Here is a 21636-nt window from a genome sequence, read left to right as displayed (position 1 = left end):
CCCGCGCCCCGCGCCCCGCGCCCGCTGAGTCGTTCCTGCTATCAGCTCCAAAGGCACCGAGAACCCCACGCCCGCCCCGCGCCCAGCAGGGTGACGACGAGATCCGCCCACCGCCGACGGCCGGCCTTCGGCCGCAGGGCCGCAGGAGCGCCGGCCCGGGTCAGGAGACGACCAGGCCCGACTGGTACGCGAAGACCACCAACTGGGCCCGGTCGCGGGCGCCGAGCTTGACCATGGCCCGGCTGACGTGGGTCCGCGCCGTCGCCGGGCTGACCACCAGCCGGTCGGCGATCTCGGCGTTGCTCAGCCCCTCGCCGACCAGGGCCACCACCTCCCGCTCCCGGTCGGTGAGCGACCCGAGCCGGGGGTGCGGGCGCGGCACCCGGGCCGGGCGGGTGGCGAACTCCCGGACCACCCGGCGGGTCACCGACGGGGACAGCAGCGCCTCCCCCTCGGCGACCAGGCGGATCGCCCGCAGCAGGTCGACCGGGCGGGTGTCCTTGGTGAGGAAGCCGCTGGCGCCGTGCCGGAGCGCGTCGAAGACGTACTCGTCCAGCTCGAACGTGGTCAGCACGATCACCCGGGTGCCGGCCAGCGCCGGGTCGCCGACGATCCGGCGGGTGGCCTCGATGCCGTCGACGCCGGGCATCCGCACGTCCATCAGCACCACGTCGGGGCGTTCCCGGCGGGCCGCCTCCACGGCGGCGAGCCCGTCGGCGGCCTCGCCGACCACGGACAGGTCGTCCTCGCTCTCCACCAGGGCCCGCAGGCCGATCCGGACCAGGTCCTGGTCGTCGGCGAGCAGTACGCGGATCATGCGACCTCCCGGAGCGGCAGCCTGGCGTGCACCCGGAAGCCACCGGGCGGGGCCGGCCCGGCGCTGAAGGTACCGCCCAGTGCGGTGACCCGCTCGCGCATCCCGGCGAGGCCGAAGCCGCCGGACCGCTCGGGCGGGGTGGTTCCGCCCCGGCCGGTGTCGGTGACCTCCACGGTGACCTCGGCCGAGGCGTACCCGACGCGAACCGCGGCGGTGGCCGGGCCGGCGTGCCGCAGGACGTTCGTCAGCGCCTCCTGCACCACCCGGTACGCGGCCAGGTCCACCGCCACCGGCAGCGGGCGCGGCGTCCCGCTCACCTCGACGGTGACCGGCACCCCGGCGCCGGCCAGCCGATCGCGCAGCTGCGGGAGCTGACCCAGCCCCGGCGCCGGCGCGCGTGGGTCGGCGGTCTCCTCGCGTCGCACCACGGTGAGCGTGACCCGCAGCTCGTCCAGCGCCTCCTTGCTGGTCCGGCTGATCGCGGTGAGCGCCGCCTCGGCCTGTTCCGGCCTCCGGGCCAGCAGGTGCAGCGCGATCTCGGCCTGGAGGTGGATCGCGGCGAGCCCGTGGCCCACCACGTCGTGCACCTCGCGGGCCACCCGCAGCCGCTCCGCGTCGGCCAGCCGGCGGGCCTCGTCGCCCCGGGCGCGCGCGGCGGCCTCCCGGCTCAACCGCACGGTGACCCCGACCGCGAACGGCACCACCACCCAGGCGGCGGCCGGCATCAGACCCACCGGGCCGGGCGGGCGTACGCCGACGAAGACGTACCCCACCAACGCCGCCAGCGCGACCGCGCCGGCCACCGCCGCGGTCCGCACCGGCCGGTGCGCGGCCACCGTGTAGACCGCGACGAAGAACGACAGCAGGATCGGACCGTACGGCTGGCCGAGCATCAGGTACGCGGTGGCCGCCACGACGACCACCGCCAGGGTGGGCAGCGGCCAACGGCGGCGTACCGCCAGCACGAGCGCCGCCACCACCACCGGCGGGTAGGCGACGGGGTCGGCGTGCATGCCCTGGTTCAGACCGGCCGGCGCGGTGCCGGCGAGCCCGATCGCCAGCAGCGCGGCGCAGAGCAGGCCGTCGAGCAGCCACCGCCGCCGGTCACCGCGCCCACGATCCACGTCCCCTCCCCCGTCCCGCCTCAGCCGATGTCCCGCCGGCGCAGCAGCGCACCGCCGATCACCGCGAAACCGACCAGGTACGCGCCCACCACCACGGCGGCCTGCCCGCCGCCGACGGTGGCCGCCACGCCCGGAGTGTCCAAGGGGGCGCCCAGCGCCGCCGCCAGCGCCCCGGCGTTCGGGCCCGGCAACCCCTGCTGGGCGGTGGCGACCCAGTCGACCAGCGGAGCGGCGATCGCGGCGAGCAGGTTCTGCACCGCGAGCATCCACACCAGGCCCAGACCGACCGGCAACGCCACCGCGCGCAACGCGACCGCGAGCACGGCACCGAGCATGGCCCACATCGTGGCGATGAGCCACCCCGCGCCCACGCCGACCACCAGGTCACCGGCCGACGGCCAGCGCACCGGCTGGGCCTCGACGGACGCGATGAGCGCGGCGGCCACGGCACCGACCGCGAACACGGCGAGCACCACGGCCAGTGCGGCGAGCGCGAGGGCGAGCAGCTTGCCGGCGTACACCTCGGTGCGGGTCGGTCCCTGGGTGAGCACCGTCTTCCAGGTGTTCCAGCCGTACTCGCCGCCCACCGTGAGCACGCCGAGGATCAGCAGGATCGCGCCGAGGAAGATCGGCAGGCCGCCGATCGAGTTGCCGACCAGGTGGTCGGGGAGCATGGCGGGCAGCGCCCGGTCCGTGTTCGGGCCGTCCGCGTCACCGGCCACCCCGGCGTACGGGAAGAGATATGTGAAGATCAGCGACAGCGCCAGCGTGATGGCCAGCAGCAGCCAGACGGCGGGGCGTCGGACCAGTTTGACCAGCTCGGCGCGGAAACTACGCGACATCGGCCATACCTCTTTCCACCAGGTCGAAGAAGATCTGCTCCAGGTCCCGCTCCCGGGGCCGCAGCTCGCGCACGGCGAGCCCGGCGCCGACCAGTTCGGCGTTCAGCCACGCCGCCCGCTCCGGCTCGACCGCCAGTTCCAGCCCACCGTCGACGACGCGGACCCGGTCCGCGCCGACGAGTTCCCGGGCGCGGCTCGCCGCCTCGTCCAGCGGGTCGGCGAGCAGCCGCAACCCGGCCGCGCCGCGCAGCTCGTCGACGCTGCCCTCGGCCACCAGCACGCCCCGGGCGATCACGCCGACCCGGTCGCAGACCTGCTCGACCTCGCCGAGCAGGTGACTGGAGACCAGCACCGTCGACCCGGCCGAACCGAGCCGCCGGATCAGGGTCCGCATGTCCGCCATGCCGGCCGGGTCGAGTCCGTTGGTGGGCTCGTCCAGGATCAGCAGGCGCGGGTCCTTGAGCAGCGCGGCGGCCACCCCGAGGCGTTGCTTCATGCCCAACGAGTAGCCGGCGTACCGGTCGCCCGCCCGGTCGGCGAGGTCGACCAGGTCCAGCACCGCGTCGACCCGGTCCGCGCCGACGTCGGCGTAACGGGCCAGCACGCGCAGGTTGTCCCGGCCGGACAGGTACGGGTAGAACGCCGGCCCTTCGATCAGCGCGCCGACGCCGGTGAGCCGCCCGGCGCCGGGGGTGCGGCCGAGCAGCCGCACCGCCCCGGCGCTGGGCCGGATCAGGCCGAGCAGCATGCGCAGCGTGGTGGTTTTGCCGGCGCCGTTGGGGCCGAGGAAGCCGTACACCTCGCCGGCCCGCACGGTCAGGTCTAGATTCCGAACAGCGGTGAGGCCGCCGTACCGTTTGGTGAGCCCGTGGGTCCGCACTGGCAGGTTCATGCCGTCGAGCGTCCCGCCGCCGGCCGGCCGGCGCGTCGGCCCGGCGGCGGCTCCCGGCGTACGTCGACGGGCGTAGCGGGTGTCGAGCGAAGCGCGTTCCTCTACCGGAGACGTTAAGAAGGGGCCCTTCCTTACACGGCGGCCAGCACGGCGGCCTCGACGCGGGCCCGTTCCTCGTCCGGCGGCCAGCCGCCGACCAGATAGAACACGTCCACCACGTCGCCGCCCAGCGTGGAGATCCGGGCGGCCCGCACCTGGGCCCCGGCCTCGTCCAGCGCGCAGGCGACCCGGTAGAGCAGCCCGGCCGCGTCGGCGGCGCGCAGCTCCAGCAGCACCGCGTCGGTGGCCGCCTCCCGGTGCCAGACGACCCGGGGCGCCGCCCCCCGGCTCCGCGCCGCCAGGGCCCGGCCGCGTAGCCGTTGGGTGACCGAGACGTCGCCGGTGACCGCGCGGCGCAGGTCGGCGCTGAGCGCGATCGGGTCGGGGGCCAGCCCGTAGCGCGGCTGCACCCGGCACTCGACCAGCGCGCGGTCGTCGACCGTGGCGGCGTCCGCCGAGATCACCTCCAGCCGGTGCAGGGCCAGGCATCCGGCCACCGTGGCGAGCAGTCCCCGCCGGTCGGCCGCGGCCACCGACACCCGGTCCTCCCCCAGGTGTACGACCGGCAGCGGCCCCGCCAGCAGCGCCGGGTCGGGGGCCGGCGGGGCCGGCACCACCCCGGTGTCCAGGGTGGTCCGCACCCGGGCGACCAGCTCCGCGATCAGCCGGCCCTTCCAGCCGGACCAGGCGGCCGGGCCGGTGGCGGCGGCGTCCGCCCGCACCAGCGCGTGCAGCAGCTCCAGGGTGGTGGTGTCGCCGACCCGCTCGGCGACCCCGGCGACCGTCTTGGGGTCGGACAGGTCGCGACGGGTGGCCACGTCGGGCAGCAGCAGGTGCAGCCGGACCAGGGTGCCGATCAGCGCCACCTCGGCCGGCGGCAGCCCGATCCGGCTGGCCACCGCCTCGGCCAGCGGCGCCCCGACCGTGGAGTGGTCCCCCGGCAGTCCCTTGCCGATGTCGTGCAGGAACGCGCCGAGCAGCAGCAGGTCGGGGCGCTCCACGTCGCGGGTGTGCCGGCTCGCCTCGTATGCGGCCTGCACCAGGTGCCGGTCCAGGGTGAACCGGTGCACCGGGTTGTGCTGGGGCAGGCTGCGCAGCCGGGTCCACTCGGGCAGCCAGCCGTCGACCAGCCCGTACCGGTCGCAGGTCTCCCAGGTGGGCACCAGGCCGGGACCGGCGCCGAGCAGGGTGATCAGCGCGGCCCGGGCGGCCGGCGGCCAGGGCGCGGGCAGCGGCGGGCAGTATGCCGCCAGCCACTCGCAGGTGGCCCGGGCGATGGGCAGCCGGGTGGTGGCCGCCGCGGCGGCGACCCGCAGCGACAGGCTCGGGTCGGGGCGGGCGCCGATCGCGGTGCGGGCCAGCACCAGTTCGCCGTCCTGTTCCACCACGTCGCGGGCGACCGGGCGGCGCAGCGGTCGGCCGGGCGCGGCCCGGTGCCGGCCGGACCGGAGCCGGTCGGCGGCCCGCCAGGCGTCGTCGAGCGCGTGGCTGACCGTCCGCGCGTCCCCCGCGACCAGCCGCAGCAGCGCGTCGCCCTCGTCGACGCCGAGGAGCTTCGCCACGCCGTCGCGTTCCTGGGCGACCAGGCGGTCGACCCGGCGGCCGACCTGGTGGTGCAGGGCGTCGCGGGTGTCCAGCAGCCGCCGGTGCGCGGCGTGCACGGCCGGGCGGAGCGCGTCGGTGACGCCGGCGGTGGCGATGGCGCGCAGGATGCCGACGTCGCGCAGCCCGCCGGCGGCCTCCTTCAGGTCGCCCTCCAGCAGGAACGCCAGCTCGCCGTGGGCCTCCCAGCGGGCCGTGGTGATCTCCCGCAGGCCGGGCAGGTGTCGGATCGCGGTGCGCCGCCAGTGGTCGGTGGCGGTGCGGGCGAGCTGGTCGGTCAGCGCCGGGTCGCCGGCCACGTGTCGGGCGTCGAGCAGGCCGAGGGCGACCTTGACGTCGTCCTGAGCCACCGACAGCGCCTCGGCGACCGTGCGCACCGAGTGGTCCAGCCGTAGCCCGGCGTCCCAGACCGGATACCAGAGCGAGGCGGCCAGCTCGTCGATGCCGGGCACCCCGGCGTGCAGCAGCACCAGGTCGAGGTCGCCGTAGGGGGCGCACTGGCGGCGGCCCAGCCCGCCCACCGCGACCAGCGCGACGCCGGGCCGCTCCGGGAAGATCCGGCGCAGCCAGGTGTCGAGCGCGTCGGCGCGGGCCGACCGGGCCGCCGCGCCGATGCCTGCGGGTACGCCGGCGACCTCGTTGACCACGGGCGGGCCGCCCCCGGTGGGGCCGGTCTCCGTGGTCAACGAGGTCACGTCGGTGGGTCCCGTCGTCAGAGGGCGTCGAGCCCGCGCTCGCCGGTACGCACCCGGACGACCTCCTCGACGCCGGTCACCCAGACCTTGCCGTCGCCGATCTTGCCGGTCCGGGCGGCGCCGACGATCGCGTCCACGATCTTGTCGACGTCCATCTCGTCGGTGAGCACCTCGACCCGGATCTTGGGCAGGAACTCGACCGTGTACTCGGCACCCCGGTAGACCTCGGTGTGCCCCTTCTGCCGGCCGTAGCCCTGGACCTCGCTGACGGTCAGCCCGGCCACGCCGAGGGCGTGCAGGGCTTCCTTCACCGCGTCCAGCTGGTACGGCTTGATGACCGCGGTCACCAGCTTCATGTCCAACCCCTCCATCCCAGGAACGTTAACCGGCGACCTTCTCGCTGACCGGCGCGGCGGACTCGTCCGCCTCGTCGGCGGGCTCCGGGGTCGGCTTGGTGCCGCCGATCCCGGCCATGGCGAACGCGCCGCCGCTGCTGCCCGTGGTGGGCGACAGGTCGTACGCGCTCTCCGCGTGCTCGGCGACGTCGATGCCGTCGACCTCGGCCTCGGCCGACACCCGGAAGCCGATCGTCTTCTCGATGGCGAAGGCGAGCAGCCAGGCGACCCCGGCCGACCAGACGGTGACGATCAGACCGGCCAGCGCCTGCCGGCCGAGCTGGGTCAGGCCGCCGCCGTAGAACAGGCCGTCGGAGGCGCCGACCACGTCGCTGATCGCGCCGTTGACGGAGTTGGTGGCGAAGAGGCCGAGCCAGAGCGACCCGATCCAGCCGCCGACGAAGTGCACGCCGACCACGTCGAGGGAGTCGTCGTAGCCGAGCTTGTACTTCAGGCTGATGGCGAGCGCGCAGACCGCACCGGCGACGAGACCCAGCAGGACCGCCGCCCAGGGGGCGACGAAGCCGCAGGCCGGGGTGATGGCGACCAGGCCGGCGACCGCGCCGGACGAGGCGCCGACCATGGTCGGGCGACCGTCCTTGATCCGCTCGACCAGCAGCCAGCCGAGCACCGCCGCGGCGGTGGCGAGCTGGGTGTTGAGGAACGCCAGGCCGGCCACCGAGTCGACGGTCAGCTCGGAGCCGGCGTTGAAGCCGAACCAGCCGAACCAGAGCAGACCGGCGCCGAGCGCGACCAGCGGGATGTTGTGCGGCTTCATGCCCTCGCGGGGCCAACCGATCCGCTTGCCGAGCACCAGGGCCACGCCGAGCGCCGCCGCACCGGCGTTGATGTGCACCGCGGTGCCGCCGGCGAAGTCCAGCGCGTGCAGCTTGGCGCCGATGATGCCGCCGCCCCACACCCAGTGCGCGACCGGGAAGTAGACCAGGGTGGCCCAGCCGAACGCGAAGAGCAGCCAACCGGCGAACTTGGCCCGGTCGGAGATCGCGCCGCTGATCAGCGCGACGGTGATCACCGCGAAGACCATCTGGAACGCCATGAACACGTAGAGCGGGACGCCGATGCCGCTGGGGTTCTCCGCCGTGGCGCCCCAGAGGTCGGTCTCGGCGAGGAACGTCTTGGTGCCGAGGTAGGCGCCGGGGTCACCCCAGAGCCCGTTGACGTCGCTGCCGAACGCGACGCTGAAACCGTAGAACCACCACAGAACAGAGATGAGCCCGATGGCAGAGAAGCTCATCATCATCATGTTGAGCACGCCCTTGGACCGGTTCAGACCGCCATAGAACAGCGCCAGCCCGGGGGTCATGAGCAGCACGAGAGCGGTCGAAACCAGCAGCCAAACGGTGTTGCCGCCGTCGATCGTCGGTGCTTCAGGCACGCTGGCCTCCTAAAGGTGAAGTTCCCTCCTTCGCGGCTTCCGGGGCAGCGTCGCCCGTACGCCGGTTGCGCGGAAGCTTTGTCGGCCGCTGTTTCCTTCACCGACACCGCTCGATTTCCGACACGTGACAGGTTGTTTCCGGCGTGTGACGAACGCCGATCTTGCTCAGCGCAGCGCGTACTCCAGGTGGTGCCGCTCGTAGTCGAGCAGGCGCAGGTCCCGCATCGGCCGGCGCAGGTGGCCCTTGTGCACGATCCGGACGAACGCCGGCTCACCTGCGGCGGCCATCCGCCGGATGCCCTCGACGTGGTCGACGATGCGCTTGCGGATGGTGCGGATGAGCCGGTGCCGGTCCCGGGGGATCAGCCCGTACGCGTCGGCGAAGAGACGCAGCCGGCGCGGCCGGTCGGGGCGCTTCCAGCCGAGCGTGATCGAGTCGCGGTCGGAGAAGATCGGCACCCAGGTCCACGCCGCGTACGCCACGTCGTAGATGCGGGCGCCGGGCGAGGCCAGGTCGAAGTCGATCAGCCCGAGCGTGCCGTCGGGTCGCCAGATGACGTTGTGCGGCGCGGCGTCGTGGTGGCAGATGACCTCGGTGTCCGGCGGGGGCGGCCCGAACGAGCGCCAGACCGCGCCGGGCGGCGGGGTGAAGCCGTACTGGGCGTCGTGGAACATCCGCAGCATGGTGGCCACGGTGACCAGGGCCTCGTCGGTGACCCAGTGCGGGGCGAGCGGGTATTCGCCGCACTCCCCCTCCAGGTACGACAGGACCTCCCGGTTGCGCTCGTCCATGCCGAGCGCGCGGGGCGCGCCGGTGAAGCCGACGTATTCCAGGTGGCGCAGCAACGCGTGCACCGAGGGGGTCCACGGGCCCGCGTTGCGCCGGACCGTGTCGCCCACGCGGACCACGGTGCTCACGTTCCCGCCGTGCAGCGGGATCTCCTGCGAAGTCACGTACGGTCTCCCGAGGCGTGGCGACGGGTGGCTGGGGTCGCGCCACCCCGCGTAGGCGCGATCGTCAGTCGTCACGGGAGAGGCTACGCGTCCCGGGCGAGCGGCTCGGTCCCGAGCAGCGCGTCGACGAACTGCGCCGGGTCGAACGGGGCCAGGTCGTCCTTGCCCTCGCCGAGGCCGACGAGCTTGACCGGGATGCCGAGCTTGCGTTGCACGGCGATCACGATGCCGCCCTTGGCGGTGCCGTCGAGCTTGGTCAGCACCACGCCCGTGACGTTCACCGCCTCGGTGAAGACCCGCGCCTGCTCCAGGCCGTTCTGGCCGGTGGTGGCGTCGAGGATCAGCAGCGTCTCGTCGATCGGGCCGTGCTTCTCCACCACCCGCTTGACCTTGCCCAGCTCGTCCATCAGGCCGATCTTGTTCTGGAGCCGGCCGGCGGTGTCGATGAGCACCGTGTCCACGCCGGTGTCGATGCCGCGCCTGACCGCGTCGAACGCGACGCTCGCCGGGTCGGCGGCCTCCGGGCCGCGGACCGTCTCGGCACCCACCCGGCCGCCCCAGGTCTCCAGCTGGTCGGCGGCGGCGGCCCGGAACGTGTCGGCGGCGCCGAGCAGCACGCTGCGGCCGTCCGCCACCAGCACCCGGGCGATCTTGCCGCAGGTGGTGGTCTTGCCGGCGCCGTTCACGCCGACCACCAGCACCACCGCCGGGACGCCGTCCTTCGGCGCGGTGCGCAGCGACCGGTCCAGGCCCGGGTCGAGCGCGTTGACCAGCTCGGCGGCGAGCAGCGCGCGCAACTCCTCTCCGGTACGCGTGCCGAGCACCCGGGTCCGCTCGCGCAGCCGGTCGACGATCTCGCGGGTGGCGTCGACGCCGACGTCGGCGGTGATCAGGCTGTCCTCGATCTCCTCCCAGGTGTCCTCGTCCAGCCGGTCCCGGCTGAGCAGGCCGAGCAGGCCCTTGCCGAAGGCGTTCTGCGAGCGGGACAGCCGGGAGCGCAGCCGGACCAGCCGGCCGGCGGTGGGTTCGGGCACCTCGACCGGAGGCGCCTCCACCGGCGGCGCCTCGACCACCACACCGGTGCTGAGCTCCGCCTCCGGGGCCTCGACCGGCGGGCCGGCCAGATCCTCCTCGGCGCGGGTGTCGACCTCCGTCTCGGGCAGCGGCGGCTGCGGGCGCCGGCGCAGCCGGGGCACCACGAGGCTCAGGCCGCCGATGATCAGCACGCCGAGCAGGGCGAGAGCGACGAGGAGGTATTCCTTCATGCCCGAAATCCTGTCAGATGCCGGCGACGGCGTCCCACTCACCGCCTCGGCACGCGAACAACCTGCGGGTACGCTCGCGGCTGGAAGGCGTACCGCAACCGCCGGCCGGGTAGGAACACCGAAACGATCTTGTCGGAGGTAATGTCGTGCCCGGTTCCCGCCTGCTCATCGGCCCCCTGTTGCGTCGGGTCGTCGACACGCGGGCGACGATCTGGGTGGAGACGAGCGCGCCCGCGGTGGTCACCGTCCGCACGGGCGACGGCGCCACCGGCAGCGCACCCACCTTCTCCGCGTACGACCACCACTACGCGATCGTCGTGGTGAGCGGGCTCACCCCGGACAGCGTCAGCGCGTACGAGGTGCTGGTCGACGACGAGGTGGCCTGGCCGCTGCCCGGCGACGCGTTCCCGCCCAGCGTGATCCGCACCCGCGCGGCCGACGACGCCGACCAGCCGGTCAGTCTGCTCTTCGGCTCCTGCCGGGAGACCACCCAGCACTCCACCGCGCGCAAGCTGCCGCCGGACGCGCTGGACGCGTACGCCCGGCGGGTGATGGCCGCGCCCGACGAGGCCGCGCTGCCCGACCTGCTGGTGCTGCTCGGCGACCAGGTCTACGCCGACGAGACCTCGCCGACGGTGCGCAAGCTGCTCAAGCGGCGCCGGCGGCGGCCGAAGGACGCCCCGGCGACCCAGGTGGTCAGCTTCGACGAGTACACCAAGCTCTACCTGGAGTCGTGGCGCGACCCGGAGATCCGCTGGCTGCTCTCCACCGTGCCGAGCGTGATGATCTTCGACGACCACGAGGTGATCGACGACTGGAACACCTCGCAGTCCTGGCGCGCGGACATGCGCGAGGAGCCGTGGTGGGCCGAGCGGATCCGCAGCGGCCTCGCCTCCTACTGGGTCTACCAGCACCTGGGCAACCTGAGCCCGGACGAGATCGCCGCCGACCCGGTGTACGCGAAGGTGGCCGCCGCGGAGGACGCCACGAGCGTGCTGCACGAGTTCGGCGAGCGGGTCGACAAGGAGGCCGACCTGGCGCACGACACCGAGCGCTGGCGGGCCGTGCAGTACCAGTGGAGCTACGCGCTGGACCTGGGGCGGACCCGGCTGGTCATGCTGGACAACCGGTCCAGCCGGGTGCTCCAGCCGGGCAACCGGGCGATGCTGCCGCCGGGCGAGTGGTCGTGGTTCCTCGACCAGGCGCACGGCGTCTACGACCACCTGGTGGTGGGCAGCTCGCTGCCCTGGCTGCTGCCGCCGGGCATCCACCACGTGGAGACGTGGAACGAGCGTCTGGCCGACTCCGGCCGCCCCTGGGTGGCCCGGCTGGCCGAGCAGATGCGGCGGGCCTGGGACCTGGAGCACTGGGGCGCGTTCCGGCGCTCCTTCGAGGCGCTCGGCGAGCTGTTCGCCCGGCTGGGCAGCGGCGCCGCGCCGCGCACCGGGGCGCGGGTGGGCGCCGGGCCGGCGTACGCCCGGCCGGCCTCGATCAGCGTGCTCTCCGGCGACGTGCACCACTCGTACGTGGCCCGGGCCCGGTTCGCCGACCGGTCGGTGAAGACGCCCGTGCACCAGCTCACCTGCTCGCCGATCCACAACCAGGTGCCGGCCGCGATGCGCCCGCTGATGACGCTCGGCTGGAACCCGGGGCCGTCCGGGGCGGCCCGGGCGCTGGCCCGCTCGGCCGGGGTACGCCGGCCGCTGGTGCGGTGGCGGAAGCTGGCCGGGCCCTACTTCGGCAACGCGGTGGCCACGCTCACCCACTCGGGCCGGTCGGCCGCCGTGGTGATCGAGGGCACCACCAGCGAGGGCGAGTTGCGCCCGGTGGCACGCCAACAGCTCAGCGACGGCGAGTGAGTACCCTCTGAGCGTGGACGAGACGCTGCGCGCCGTGGAACACGAGTTGACCGCGTTGCTGCGTCGGGGCCGGGCGCTGTCCTGGGAGATCGCCCGCGAGGTCCACCCGAACCTGGAGCCGAACGCCTACGGCCTGCTGCTCTGGCTGCGCCGCTCGGGCTCGATCCGGCTCACCGACCTGGCGGTGAAGCTGGGCATCGGCAAGGGCACGTTGAGCCGGCAGATCGGCGGCCTGGAGGCGTTGGGCCTGGTCCGCCGCGACCCGGACCCGACCGATCGGCGGGCCGCCCAGCTCAGCCTCACCGAGGAGGGCACCCGGCGGTTCGACGCGGCCCGGGCGGCCCGACTCGGGCAGATCCGGCGTTCGCTGGAGAACTGGCCGAAAGAGGATGTGGCGGACTTCGCCCGGTTGATGCACCGGTTCAACGAGACGTTCTGACCCACCCGGCCGGGGAATAGGAGCTCTGCCACTCGCAGTTGTTGCTTGAGGCAACCAAGCCATACGGTTGCCCGAGGCAACCCCCGTTCCCCTCTCCATCCCCGGAGGCACTCCACGATGACGCAGGCGACAGCGCCCCGCCCGGCGACCGCCGTCGACATGTCCCACCGGCAGATCCTGGAGGCCCTCTCCGGCCTGCTGCTGGGCATGTTCGTCGCGATCCTCTCCTCCACGGTCGTCTCGAACGCGCTGCCGCGGATCATCACCGACCTGCACGGCAGTCAGTCCGCGTACACCTGGGTGGTCACCTCCACCCTGCTGGCGACCACCGCCACCACCCCGATCTGGGGCAAGCTCGCGGACCTGACCAGCAAGAAGGTCCTGGTCCAGCTCGCCCTGACGGTCTTCGTGCTCGGCTCGGTGCTCGCCGGGCAGGCCCAGACCACCGGCGAGCTGATCGCCTGCCGCGTGGTGCAGGGCGTCGGCGCCGGCGGCCTCACCGCGCTGGCCCAGGTGATCATGGCGACGATGATCGCCCCGCGGGAGCGCGGCCGGTACAGCGGCTACCTCGGCGCGGTCATGGCCGTCGGCACCATCGGCGGCCCGCTGATCGGCGGCGTGATCGTCGACACCGACTGGCTCGGCTGGCGCTGGTGTTTCTACGTCGGCGTGCCCTTCGCCGTGCTCGCGCTGGTCGTGCTCCAGAAGACGCTGCACCTGCCAGTGGTCAAGCGCAAGGTCACCATCGACTGGTGGGGCGCCACCCTGATCACCGCCGCCGTCTCGCTCCTGCTCGTCTGGATCACCCTCGCCGGCGACCGGTACGACTGGATCTCCTGGCAGAGCGCGGTCCTGGTGGCCGGAGCGGTGCTGCTCGGGGCGCTCGCCGTCCGGGTCGAGCAGCGCGCCGCCGAGCCGATGATCCCGCCCCGGCTGTTCCGCAACCGCACCATCACCCTCGCCGTGGTCGCCAGCGTCGCGGTCGGCGTGGGCATGTTCGGCGCCTCGGTCTTCCTCGGCCAGTACTTCCAGATCGCCCGCGGCGAGAGCCCGACCATGTCCGGCCTGATGACGCTGCCGATGATCGGCGGTCTGCTGGTCGCCTCGACCGTGGTCGGCCGGATCATCACCAGCACCGGCCGCTGGAAGCGCTGGCTGGTGACCGGCTCGGTGCTGCTCACCGCCGGCTTCGCGCTGATGGGCAGCATGCGCGTGGACACGCCGTACTGGCGGCTCGCGATCTTCATGGCACTGATCGGGCTGGGGCTCGGCATGACCATGCAGAACCTGGTGCTGGCCGTGCAGAACACGGTCGGCGCGCACGAACTCGGCGCGGCCAGCTCGGTGGTGGCCTTCTTCCGCAGCCTCGGCGGCGCGGTCGGCGTGAGCGCGCTCGGCGCGGTGCTCGGCCACCGGGTCAAGGACTACCTCGCCGATGGCCTGAGCCGGCTGGGCGTGCCGGCCTCCGGCTCGGGCAGCGGCGGCGCGCTGCCGGACGTGCACACCCTGCCCGCCCCGATCCGCGCCGTGGTCGAGTCCGCGTACGGGCACGGCGCCGGCGACATCTTCCTGGCCGCCGCCCCGTTCGGGCTGCTCGCCCTGATCGCCGTGGTGCTGATCCGGGAGGTGCCGCTGCGCCGCAGCAACGGCGACCCGATCGCGACCGACGTCGACCGGGAGTCGACGGTCGCCGCCGGCGGCGCCGCCGCGGTGGTCCGCACCGGAGGACGGGACTGACGATGGACGCACCGGAGCGTGAGCGGTACGGGCCGCAGGCCCGTCCGCTGCCCTTCGAGCGGGGCACCGACGGACCCCGGGTGGTGCTCGTCGGCGTGGACGGCAGCCGCACCTCGCTGCGAGCCGCCTCCTACGCCGCCGGGCTGGCCCGCCGGCAGGGCGCCGGACTAGTGGTGGTGTTCGTCAGCTCGCCCGCGCCGTACAGCGGGATCATGTCCGGCGTGGTGGCCGGCGCGGTCCAGCAGACCCACGACGAACTGGCCGACGAGCTGCGGGCCGAGTGCCGGCGCGGGGCCGAGGAGCTGGACCTGCCGGTGACGTTCCTGAGCCGGCGCGGCGACGCGTACACCGAGCTGTGCCGGGCGGCCGACGAGCACCGCGCCGACCTGGTCGTGGTCGGCTCCTCCGAACAGGCCGGCCACCGGTTGGTCGGCTCGGTCGCCACCCGGCTGGTGCGCGCCGGACGGTGGCCGGTCGTCGTCGTGCCCTGAGGGGTAAGGAAGGGCCCCTTTTTAACGCCTCGCGTTGTACCGGGGCCCCCTCTTACCATCGCCGGGATGACTACCTGGACCGCACCTGAGATCGACCGCCGCCACGAGCCCTACGTCGCCGACGAGCGCGCCATGCTGCAAGGCTGGCTGGACCTGCACCGCGACACCCTGCGGCACAAGTGCGCCGGGCTGACCGCCGAGCAGCTGCGCACCCGCAGCGTCGAGCCCTCCGGGCTGACCCTGCTCGGCCTGGTGCGGCACATGGCCGACGTGGAGCGCTGGTGGTTCCGCGTCCGCGCCGCCGGCCTGGAGCTGCCCGACATGTACGACTACGACAAGGACCCGGACGCCGACCTCAACGACATCGCCGACGCCGACCCGGCCGAGGCGCTCGCCACCCTGGAAGCCGAGATCGACGCGGCCGACCGGGCGGTGGCCGACCTGCCGCTGGAGCACACGTTCCGGCGCGCCCGGCGCGACGGCGGCAGCGACGAGATGAACCTCCGCTGGGTCTACGTGCACATGATCGAGGAGTACGCCCGGCACAACGGCCACGCCGACCTGATCCGCGAGCGCATCGACGGCGTCACCGGGGCCTGACCTCGGCCGGGGCGCCCGCCCGCAGCACCTGCTCGCCCAGCGGGGTGAGGCAGTGCCGCACCGCCGCGCCGTCCCGCCGCGTGGTGATCAGCCCGGCGGCCCGCAGGGTCGCCGCGTGCTCGCTGGCCGTGGCGGCGGAGACGCCGACGCGACGGGCGAGCTGGGAGGTGCCCGGTGCGTCGGCGGTCGCCGCCAACACGGCCGCCCGGGTGCGCCCGAGCAGGTCCGCCAGCGGCGCCCCGGGCCCCAGCTCACGCCGCCCCGGCCGGATCGGATACACCAGCACCAGCGGGCCGCCCGGGTCCGCCAGCAGGTAGGGCTGCGGGGCGAGGTGGCAGGGCAGCAGGGTCAGGCCCCGGCCGCCCGCGGCCACCTCGACGTCGTCGGCGACCGCGCACCGGTAGGACAGCGCGTACTCCTCCCCCGTCTCGGCCCAGGCCAGGTACGGGCTGAGGTCGCGCAGCACGCGATCGAGGCCGCCGGCCGCCAGCGCATGGCCGCGTACCGCCCGGTCGGCGCGTACCGCCGCCTCGATCTCCGACCAGTAGGGCGCGAGCGCCACGCCGTGGAAGGCGCGCATCGCGGCCCGCAGCCCGGCCCGGGCGGCGGGCTCCCCGGCGGCCAGCGGCGCCACCCGGGCGGGCAGCGCGCCGGACGCCACCAGTGGGCCCAGCTCGGCCGCGAGCGCCTCGTCCGGAGTGTCCGCGACCCGGTCCAGCAGGGCGTCGAGGCCGCCGTCGAACACCGGCGGGGTCACGAAGTCCGGCACCAGGTAGGGCGTCCGGCACAGGTCCAGGTAGGGCCGCATCTCGGGGCGCAACGCCGCCCGGGTCCGCGACCGCCAGCCGGCGAGGTGCTCCGGCACGTCCGCCAGGACCAGCCGCTGGGCGGCCATCGCCAGCTCGACCAGCACCGCCGGATCGGACCGCAGGACCGTGCGGCTCAGGTCGGTGGCGTTGAGCCGTACGGTGGTCACCGGCGCACGGTAGCCACCTTTCGGCCCGTACCGAAAGGGGCTACCGGGCGGGCCGGCGCCGCCGGACGCTGCGTCGCGTGAAGACACTCCTCGCGGCGGCCACCGCGGTCCTGACGGCGGTGACCGTCGGCGCACCCCGGCCCGCCCCCACCAGCGTCCGTCCCGACACCTACGTCGTCTCCCGCGCGCCGGGCGTGCTGCCCGAAGGGCTCGCGGTCACCCCCTCCGGCACGATGTACGTCACGAGTTCGGCCACCGGCGCGGTCTACCGGGGCGACACCCGCCGGGCCGGGCTGCGCCCGTTCCTCGCCCCCGGCGCCGACGGCCGGACCAGCGCCGCCGGGGTCCGGGTGGACCACCGGGGGCGCGTCCTCGTCGCCGGCTGGACCACCGCCACCCTTTTCGTGTACGCGCCGGACGGCGCCCTGCTGGCCCGCCGCGCCGCCGCACCCGGCGCGGCCCTCAACGACCTGGCGGTCACCCGCGACGCCGTCTACGTCACGGACTCCGCGACCGGCACCCTGTGGCGCGCCGCCCTCGACGGCGGGCGCGTCGGCGCCCTGGTCCCCTGGGTGGGCCCCGACGACTTCCCGGCCGCCCCGGTCTTCCTCAACGGTGTCGTGGCCGACCCGTCGGGCCGGGTCGCCCTGGTCGCGGAACAGGGCGGCGAGCGTCTGTTCCGGGTCGACCTGGCCGACCGGTCGGTGACCGAGGTCGAGGTGAGCGGCGGCCGGATGGGCGCGGACGGCCTGCTGCTGGAGGGGAACCGGCTCTACGGGGTGGTCAACGAACCGGACGGCGTCGGCGGCACCCGTTTCCTGGTGAACCTGGCCCGGCTCGACGCCGGGCTGCGGACCGCCCGGGTGGTCGACCGGTCCCGTCCGGTCGGCATCCAGCGGTCGCCGACCTCGGTGGCGCGCGACGCCGGGCGGCTGCTCTGGGTGCACAGCCAACTCTTCGCGGCGGTGCCCACCCCGCCGTTCACGGTCACCGAGGTGCCGGGCCTGCGGTGAGCGGAGCACGAGCCGGGCGGGACACGGGGCCCGTCCGGCTCAGTACGCCAGCGCCGCGCGCAGGTAACGCAGGTCGGCCGGCCCGCTCCACCGGTGCGCGGACAGGCCGGCCACCCGGGCGCCCGCCACCGCGCGGTCCTGGTCGTCGACGAAGAGCACCCGGGCCGGCGGGGTGTCCAGCGCCGCGCAGGCGGCCTGGAAGTATTCCTTCGCCGGCTTGTGCACGCCGACGACCGAGGAGTTGACCACCACGTCCAGTTCGTCGGTCAGGTCCAGCGCGGCCAGGTCGGCGTCGAGCAGGTCGGTGGCGTTGGTGCCCAGCCCGACCCGGATGCCGGCCGCCCGCACCTCGCGGACGAACGCCAGCACCTCCGGGTCGACCTCGCCGCGGTAGCTCTGCCACTGCTCCACGGCCGCCCGGGCCCGCTCGGGGTCACCGATCGTCGGGATCAGCGCGTCGGCGACGCTCGCCATCCACCGCGCGTGGCTGACCTGGCCGGTGAGCACCGGCTGGAGCAGCCCCCACGACATCGCGATCTCACCGAGGACGCCCTCGGGCAGCCCGTACTCCCGCTCGACGCCGGCGGCGACCGCCGGGTCCCAGCGGCGCAGCACGCCGTCGAAGTCCACCAGGAGCGCCGTGGCGCGTTCCCGACTCACTCGTCTGTCACCTGTTCCTCGTCGTCGGCCCGGTTGAGCCGCTGGCTGATCACCTGGGTCACGCCGCTGCGCATGGTCACGCCGTAGAGCGCGTCGGCGATCTCCATGGTCCGCTTCTGGTGGGTGATCACGATCAGCTGGCTCTTCTCCCGCAACTGTGCCAGCAACGTGATCAGGCGGCCCAGGTTCACGTCGTCGAGCGCCGCCTCGACCTCGTCCATGATGTAGAACGGGCTGGGCCGGGCGCGGAAGATCGCCACCAGCATGGCCACCGCGGTCAGCGAGCGCTCGCCGCCGGAGAGCAGCGACAGCCGCTTGATCTTCTTGCCCGGCGGCCGGGCCTCCACCTCGACACCGGTGGTGAGCAGGTCCTCCGGGTCGGTGAGCACCAGCCGGCCCTCGCCGCCGGGGAAGAGCACGGTGAAGACCTGCTCGAACTCCCGCGCGGTGTCGGCGAACGCGCTGGCGAAGACCTCCAGGATCCGGTCGTCCACGTCCTTGACCACGGTGAGCAGGTCGCGCCGGGTGGCCTTGAGGTCCTCCAGCTGCTCGGAGAGGAACTTGAAGCGCTCCTCCAGCGCGGCGAACTCCTCCAGCGCGAGCGGGTTCACCTTGCCCAGCAGGGTCAGCTCCCGCTCGGCCTTGGCGGCCCGCTTCTCCTGCACCGGCCGCTCGTAGCGGACCGGTTCCGGCACCGGCCGGCCGTCCTTCTCGGCCAGCGCGACGTCCGCGTCGGTGGGCGGGACGAGCTGGTCCGGGCCGTACTCGGCGACCAGGGTGGACACGTCCAGGCCGAAGTCCTCGGCGGCCTTCGCCTCCAGCTGCTCGATCCGCATCCGCTGCTCGGCGCGGGCCACCTCGTCCCGGTGCACCTGGCTGGTGAGCCGCTCCAGTTCGGCGGCGAGGCGCTTGGCCGCGCCGCGTACCTCGGACAGCTCGGCCTCGCGCGCGGCGCGCTCGCGGGCGACGGCGTCGCGGTGCTCCTCGGCCCGCGCGATGGAGACCGCGAGGCGGGTGAGCGCCTCCCGGGCGCCGCCGACCACGGCCCGGGCGATCTCCGCACCCCGGGTGCGGGCCGCGCGCCGGGCCGCCGCGCGCTCCCGCGCGGCCCGCTCGGCGGTGGCCTGCCGGGCCAGCGAGTCGGCCCGGCCGGCGATCGACGCCACCCGTTCCTCGGCGGTACGGACGGCGAGCCGTACCTCCATCTCGTTCTGCCGGGCCGGCGGCACCATGGCGGCGAGCTGGTCGCGTTCCTCGGTGGACGGTTCGGCGTCGATCGGGGTGGCCTCGGCCAGCCGCAGCCGTTCCTCCAGCTCGGCGAGCGCGGCGAGGTCCCGTTCCCGGGCCGCCTCGGCGCGGGCCCGGGACTCGCCGAGCCGGTCGGTCTCGGCCTTCGCCGAGCGGGCGGCCGCGCCCAGTTCGGCGAGGCGGCGCGCGGCGGCGTTGCGGTGGCTCTCGGCCTCCCGCTTGGCGGCGGCGGCGTGCTGCACGGCCTCCTTGGCGGCGGCCACCTCGGCCCGCGCCTCGGCGAGCTGTTCGCGCAGCTCGGCGGCGGAGCGTTCGGCGGTGGCCCGGTTGGTCCGGGCCTCCTCGACCGCGGCCTGCACCTCGATGAAGCTGGGCGCCTTGGCCGACCCGCCGGCCGCCGCGTACGCCCCGACGACGTCGCCGTCCGGGGTGACCGCGCGCAGCTCCGGGTTCACCGCGACCAGCTCGGCCGCGGCGGCGAGGTCGTCGACCAGCGCCACGTCGCGCAGCGCCCGGTGCACGGCGGGCCGGATCCCGGCGGCGCACTCCACCAGGTCGGGCGCCCACCGGGCGCCCTCGGGCAGCTTCGGGCGCAGCGCGTCGGCGGAGCCGTCCATGCCCGGACCGGCGGGGCTGCCGACCAGCAGTCCGGCCCGTCCGGCGTCGGAGATCTTGAGCAGCCGCATCGCCTCGACGGCCTCGTCCACGCCGCTGACCGCCACCGCGTCGGCCAGCCCGCCCAGCGCGGCGGCGAGGGCCGCCTCGTCGCCGGGGGCGACGGTGAGCAGCCCGGCGAGGCTGCCGAGCAGGCCGGGCACCTGGTCGGCGCGGGCCAGCAGCGCGCCGGCGCCGTCCTTGCGGCGCAGGCCGAGCGAGAGCGCCTCCTCGCGGGCCTTCCAGGTGGCCGCGTCCTTCTCCGCCGCGCGTTCGCCGTCGGCGAGGCTGCGCACGGCGGCCTGGGCCTGCTCGTGCACCGCCACCGCCTCGGCGTGCCGGGCGTCCAGGTCGGCGTTGTCCCGGTCGGCCTCGGTGGACTGCTCGGCGACCGCGTCCAGGTCGGCCTGCGCCTTCTCGGCGCGGCCCAGCGCGTCGGTGTGCGCGGCGGCGAGCCGCTCGATCTCCTCGCCGGCGCTGGTGGTCCGCGCCCGGGCGGAGTTGACCTGACCGGTCAGCCGGGCCAGCCCCTCGCGCCGGTCGGCGATGGCCTTGGCGGCGGTGACCAGCTCCCGCTCGGCGGCGGCGAGCTGCCGTTCCAGCTCCTGCCGGTGCTCGACCGCCTCGGCCAGGCGGACCTGGTCGTCGGTGAGCGCGGCGCGCAGCTCCTCCTCCTGCTCGCGGACCCGCCGCGACTCCGCCTCCAACTGTTCGGGGTCGCGGCCGGGGCGCTCGTCGTCACCGCTGGCGCTGAGGTGGCGCAGCCGCTCCCGGGCGAGCTGCTCGATGGAGCGGAACCGTTCCTGCAGGGCGGAGAGGCGGTACCAGGTGTCCTGGGCCGCCGCGAGCAGCGGGGCGTCCTCGGCCAGGGCCGCCTCCAACTCACCGAGCCGGCCCTGCACCTCGCCGTGCTCGGCCTCGATCTGCTCCCGCCGCTCCCGCAGCGCGGTCTCGTCGGCGATCTCCCGGTCCAGGGTGGTTCGCAGCGTGTGCAGGTCGTCGGCGAGCAGCCGGAGCCGGGCGTCGCGCAGGTTGGCCTGGATGGCGGCGGCGCGCCGGGCCACCTCGGCCTGCCGACCCAGTGGCTTGAGCTGACGGCGCAGCTCGGCGGTGAGGTCGGTGAGGCGGTTGAGATTGGTCTGCATCGCGTCGAGCTTCCGCAGCGCCTTCTCCTTGCGCTTGCGGTGCTTGAGGACGCCGGCCGCCTCCTCGATGAAGGACCGGCGGTCCTCCGGCTTGGCGTGCAGCATGCCGTCGAGCCGGCCCTGCCCGACGATGATGTGCATCTCCCGGCCGATGCCGGAGTCGGAGAGCAGCTCCTGGATGTCGAGCAGGCGGCAGGAGTCGCCGTTGATCTCGTACTCGCTCTCGCCGGAGCGGAACATCCGGCGGGTGATGGAGACCTCGGTGTACTCGATCGGCAGCGCGCCGTCGGTGTTGTCGATGGTGAGGGTGACCTCGGCCCGGCCCAGCGGCGCCCGCCCGGCGGTGCCGGCGAAGATGACGTCCTCCATCTTGCCGCCGCGCAGCGCCTTCGCGCCCTGCTCGCCGAGCACCCAGGCGATCGCGTCGACGACGTTGGACTTGCCGGAGCCGTTCGGGCCCACCACACAGGTGATCCCGGGCTCCAGCTTCAACGTCGTGGCGGAGGCGAAGGACTTGAAGCCCTTCACCGTCAGGCTCTTGAGATGCACCTTCTCGATCCTCGTCCGGTGGCCGCCGTACCGTCGCCGGCTGCGCGGACCTGGTGAACCCGCAGACTAACCCGCCGCCGGGACGCGGCCGGCACGCGACCCACCCGGCGGCCGGGGTGTCCGCTTTCCGGCCCGCGGGCACGATGCGGCGGAAACGGCAAGATCACATGCCCGGACGCAATTC

General features: G+C 74.6%; 18 protein-coding genes. 6 read left to right on the top strand and 12 right to left on the bottom strand.

The genetic code is table 11. The features are described from left to right. Nucleotides 1-160: 160 nt before the first annotated feature. From ACN27B_RS16925 to ftsY, 9 genes are all read right to left on the bottom strand, one after another. Entirely contained in the window at nucleotides 161-817 is a 657-nt protein-coding gene (locus tag ACN27B_RS16925) for a response regulator transcription factor (RefSeq protein ID WP_091580320.1), read from the bottom strand. Further along, the gene (locus ACN27B_RS16920; RefSeq protein ID WP_422740969.1) at nucleotides 814-1941 is read right to left on the bottom strand and encodes a sensor histidine kinase; all 1128 of its coding nucleotides are present in this window, start codon (nucleotides 1939-1941) and stop codon (nucleotides 814-816) included. Before ACN27B_RS16920 ends, ACN27B_RS16925 begins: the two co-directional genes overlap by 4 nt. 20 nt (nucleotides 1942-1961) lie before the next feature. After that, the gene (locus tag ACN27B_RS16915) at nucleotides 1962-2783 is read right to left on the bottom strand and encodes an ABC transporter permease (RefSeq protein WP_099162143.1); all 822 of its coding nucleotides are present in this window, start codon (nucleotides 2781-2783) and stop codon (nucleotides 1962-1964) included. Beyond that, nucleotides 2773-3675: an ABC transporter ATP-binding protein gene (locus tag ACN27B_RS16910; RefSeq protein WP_099162144.1), complete on the bottom strand. Its 903-nt coding sequence runs from the start codon at nucleotides 3673-3675 to the stop codon at nucleotides 2773-2775. Before ACN27B_RS16910 ends, ACN27B_RS16915 begins: the two co-directional genes overlap by 11 nt. 131 nt (nucleotides 3676-3806) lie before the next feature. Continuing rightward, the gene (locus tag ACN27B_RS16905) at nucleotides 3807-6062 is read right to left on the bottom strand and encodes a [protein-PII] uridylyltransferase (protein WP_422740968.1); all 2256 of its coding nucleotides are present in this window, start codon (nucleotides 6060-6062) and stop codon (nucleotides 3807-3809) included. Nucleotides 6063-6088: 26 nt separating this feature from the next. Further along, nucleotides 6089-6427, bottom strand: a complete 339-nt coding sequence (locus tag ACN27B_RS16900) for a P-II family nitrogen regulator (protein WP_013284578.1) — start codon at nucleotides 6425-6427, stop codon at nucleotides 6089-6091. A gap of 25 nt (nucleotides 6428-6452) precedes the next feature. Next, on the bottom strand, nucleotides 6453-7862 hold the full coding sequence (locus ACN27B_RS16895; RefSeq protein ID WP_099162146.1) for an ammonium transporter: 1410 nt from the start codon (nucleotides 7860-7862) through the stop codon (nucleotides 6453-6455). 165 nt (nucleotides 7863-8027) lie between these two features. After that, nucleotides 8028-8891 carry an aminoglycoside phosphotransferase family protein gene (locus ACN27B_RS16890; RefSeq protein ID WP_172967835.1) on the bottom strand — a complete coding sequence of 288 codons (864 nt, stop codon included), beginning with the start codon at nucleotides 8889-8891 and terminating at the stop codon, nucleotides 8028-8030. A gap of 8 nt (nucleotides 8892-8899) precedes the next feature. Beyond that, complete coding sequence (gene ftsY / locus ACN27B_RS16885; protein WP_422740967.1) at nucleotides 8900-10081, bottom strand: signal recognition particle-docking protein FtsY; 1182 nt, start codon at nucleotides 10079-10081, stop codon at nucleotides 8900-8902. A gap of 146 nt (nucleotides 10082-10227) precedes the next feature. Here ftsY and ACN27B_RS16880 point away from each other — a divergent pair, with 146 nt between their 5' ends. The 5 genes from ACN27B_RS16880 (at nucleotide 10228) to ACN27B_RS16860 (ending at nucleotide 15207) form a co-directional block, all read left to right on the top strand. After that, the gene (locus ACN27B_RS16880) at nucleotides 10228-11940 is read left to right on the top strand and encodes an alkaline phosphatase D family protein (protein WP_422740966.1); all 1713 of its coding nucleotides are present in this window, start codon (nucleotides 10228-10230) and stop codon (nucleotides 11938-11940) included. Nucleotides 11941-11953: 13 nt separating this feature from the next. After that, nucleotides 11954-12379 (top strand): MarR family winged helix-turn-helix transcriptional regulator, encoded by a 426-nt coding sequence (locus ACN27B_RS16875; protein ID WP_091580338.1) that lies wholly within the window; start codon nucleotides 11954-11956, stop codon nucleotides 12377-12379. A gap of 117 nt (nucleotides 12380-12496) precedes the next feature. Continuing rightward, complete coding sequence (locus ACN27B_RS16870; RefSeq protein ID WP_099162149.1) at nucleotides 12497-14116, top strand: MDR family MFS transporter; 1620 nt, start codon at nucleotides 12497-12499, stop codon at nucleotides 14114-14116. A 2-nt stretch (nucleotides 14117-14118) separates the two neighbouring features. After that, nucleotides 14119-14607 (top strand): universal stress protein, encoded by a 489-nt coding sequence (locus ACN27B_RS16865; RefSeq protein WP_099162150.1) that lies wholly within the window; start codon nucleotides 14119-14121, stop codon nucleotides 14605-14607. A 66-nt stretch (nucleotides 14608-14673) separates the two neighbouring features. Then, on the top strand, nucleotides 14674-15207 hold the full coding sequence (locus ACN27B_RS16860; protein ID WP_355523299.1) for a DinB family protein: 534 nt from the start codon (nucleotides 14674-14676) through the stop codon (nucleotides 15205-15207). On the opposite strand, the gene ACN27B_RS16855 is transcribed toward ACN27B_RS16860, so the two are convergent. Then, the gene (locus tag ACN27B_RS16855) at nucleotides 15194-16183 is read right to left on the bottom strand and encodes an ArsR/SmtB family transcription factor (RefSeq protein WP_099162152.1); all 990 of its coding nucleotides are present in this window, start codon (nucleotides 16181-16183) and stop codon (nucleotides 15194-15196) included. The genes ACN27B_RS16860 and ACN27B_RS16855 overlap by 14 nt on opposite strands. Before the next feature lie 77 nt (nucleotides 16184-16260). Here ACN27B_RS16855 and ACN27B_RS16850 point away from each other — a divergent pair, with 77 nt between their 5' ends. Next, complete coding sequence (locus ACN27B_RS16850; RefSeq protein ID WP_422740965.1) at nucleotides 16261-17196, top strand: SMP-30/gluconolactonase/LRE family protein; 936 nt, start codon at nucleotides 16261-16263, stop codon at nucleotides 17194-17196. A gap of 39 nt (nucleotides 17197-17235) precedes the next feature. Here the strand turns inward: ACN27B_RS16850 and ACN27B_RS16845 are convergent, their stop codons facing one another. Together ACN27B_RS16845 and smc are read right to left on the bottom strand one after the other, a co-directional pair. After that, a complete protein-coding gene (locus ACN27B_RS16845) occupies nucleotides 17236-17856 on the bottom strand; it encodes an HAD-IA family hydrolase (RefSeq protein ID WP_098743340.1) in 621 nt (206 codons plus the stop codon). Further along, a complete protein-coding gene (gene smc / locus ACN27B_RS16840) occupies nucleotides 17853-21452 on the bottom strand; it encodes a chromosome segregation protein SMC (RefSeq protein WP_422740964.1) in 3600 nt (1199 codons plus the stop codon). The genes ACN27B_RS16845 and smc overlap by 4 nt, the downstream gene beginning before the upstream one ends. Between the last annotated feature and the right edge of the window lie 184 nt (nucleotides 21453-21636).

The sequence above is a fragment of the Micromonospora sp. WMMD754 genome, from assembly GCF_049315235.1.
Taxonomy (GTDB): domain Bacteria; phylum Actinomycetota; class Actinomycetes; order Mycobacteriales; family Micromonosporaceae; genus Micromonospora; species Micromonospora sediminicola.
This window is presented reverse-complemented; position numbering and strand designations above follow the sequence as displayed.

Excerpts from the sequence above, each read along its gene's own strand:
- ACN27B_RS16925 (WP_091580320.1), bottom strand. The coding sequence starts at position 817 with ATGATCCGCGTACTGCTCGCCGACGACCAGGACCTGGTCCGGATCGGC.
- ACN27B_RS16915 (WP_099162143.1), bottom strand. The coding sequence starts at position 2,783 with ATGTCGCGTAGTTTCCGCGCCGAGCTGGTCAAACTGGTCCGACGCCCC.
- ACN27B_RS16910 (WP_099162144.1), bottom strand. The coding sequence starts at position 3,675 with ATGAACCTGCCAGTGCGGACCCACGGGCTCACCAAACGGTACGGCGGC.
- ACN27B_RS16900 (WP_013284578.1), bottom strand. The coding sequence starts at position 6,427 with ATGAAGCTGGTGACCGCGGTCATCAAGCCGTACCAGCTGGACGCGGTG.
- ftsY (WP_422740967.1), bottom strand. The coding sequence starts at position 10,081 with ATGAAGGAATACCTCCTCGTCGCTCTCGCCCTGCTCGGCGTGCTGATC.
- ACN27B_RS16870 (WP_099162149.1), top strand. The coding sequence starts at position 12,497 with ATGACGCAGGCGACAGCGCCCCGCCCGGCGACCGCCGTCGACATGTCC.
- ACN27B_RS16865 (WP_099162150.1), top strand. The coding sequence starts at position 14,119 with ATGGACGCACCGGAGCGTGAGCGGTACGGGCCGCAGGCCCGTCCGCTG.
- ACN27B_RS16860 (WP_355523299.1), top strand. The coding sequence starts at position 14,674 with ATGACTACCTGGACCGCACCTGAGATCGACCGCCGCCACGAGCCCTAC.